This window comes from Oleiphilus sp. HI0125, assembly GCF_001635355.1.
Map to the genome: position 1 here is coordinate 1 of NZ_LWGF01000767.1, position 1,359 is coordinate 1,359.

Annotated in this window: 2 protein-coding genes; both read left to right on the forward strand. The window is 43.9% G+C overall.

What is annotated here, in order from left to right; translation table 11 throughout:
* Positions 1-305, forward strand: a 305-nt coding sequence (locus A3762_RS12045; protein WP_156493421.1) for a WS/DGAT domain-containing protein, incomplete at its 5' end; no start/stop codon positions are given.
* Between the two features lie 96 nt (positions 306-401).
* Positions 402-1,034: an FKBP-type peptidyl-prolyl cis-trans isomerase gene (locus A3762_RS12050; RefSeq protein WP_068473492.1), complete on the forward strand. Its 633-nt coding sequence runs from the start codon at positions 402-404 to the stop codon at positions 1,032-1,034.
* The last annotated feature ends 325 nt before the right edge of the window (positions 1,035-1,359 follow it).

A 1,359-nucleotide genomic window follows, 5' to 3' on the forward strand; every position in this document is an offset into this window, starting at 1 on the left:
CCCTAGCACCTGCTGGGTTAAATATGGTCACAGGCTTATCGAGTCGTTTGCAGGCGTTTAATGTTGTGATCTCGAATGTACCTGGCCCTAAAAAGCATTTGTATTGGAATGGTGCCCGTGTAGAAGGGATGTACCCAGTGTCGATTCCGCTTGATCGAATTGCACTGAATATTACCTTGGTTAGTTATGTCGATAGCTTGGAGTTTGGATTTACGGCGTGCCGTCGAACATTGCCGTCTATGCAGCGCTTACTCGATTATGTTGAACAAGGGATTACAGAGTTAGAAACGGTTGCGGGCCGATAAATTAAGGCTGTAGTCGGTAAAATTTAATAAATGGTTGGAGCGCGATAACTCGTGCTTCCGAGTAATATCAGAATACTTGAATTTTAAGGTCTGAAAATGAGTAATGATTCCAACAAGAAGCCAGAAACATTTGAGCAAAAAGTAAGTTATGGTTTTGGCTGGCAGTTTGGTCGCCAGCTCCACAAGAACAAGTTTGAAGGCATGGATATTGAGGCGTGCGTACTAGCCTTGCGTCAGTGTTTTGCTGGTGAGCAGTCTTTGCTAGATGATGCGGAGTTAAACGAAGCATACGATGCGGTAAAAGAAAAACGCAAAGAAGTCGAAGCGGCGCGAACTCAAGGCTATAAAGAATTATGCGAAAAATTCTTGGCTGAGAATGCGAAGCGTGACGGTGTGACCGTGACCGAATCTGGTCTTCAGTATGAAATTCTAGAGCAGGCTGATGGCCCTATTGCCAAGCTTGATCAGACGGTGCGAGTGCATTATCACGGCTCATTCATCGATGGGCAGGTATTTGATAGCTCGGTTACGCGTAATGAACCGGCGGAGTTTGGTTTGAAAGACGTTATCTCTGGATGGACTGAAGCTCTTATGCTCATGCCAAAAGGGTCGAAGTGGCGTATCGTTCTGCCAGCAGATCTAGCCTACGGAGAAGCAGGTATGCCGCCAGCGATTCCTGCTAACTCATCGTTAGTGTTTGATCTTCATGTGATTGATATTCTTGGTTGATCACTACGCTAATAACTAGCTTTCAACTCTCTTTCTTCGGGCCCTAAATTGGGCCCGAAACTTTTCATGTCAAAGGTTTAAATTGCTGATCTAACAATTGAACCATCTGCCTCTACTTAACGAATTAGTGAGAGAAAACTAAAAAACCTATCTGCTCTGTCACTGACATAAGCATGCCGAATGCGTATGCTAATGGAAAATAAAAAAGGAGGGATGTCATGGCAATTCTTGTTCTTGGTTTAACCATTTTTCTTGGTTTTCATTTATTACCAGTACAGCAAACCATTCGTGGTAATTTGGTTTCTAGATTTGGCGAGCTGCCATA

Bases quoted from the DNA above. Each gene is read 5' to 3' on its own strand.
- A3762_RS12050 (WP_068473492.1), top strand. From the start codon at position 402: ATGAGTAATGATTCCAACAAGAAGCCAGAAACATTTGAGCAAAAAGTA.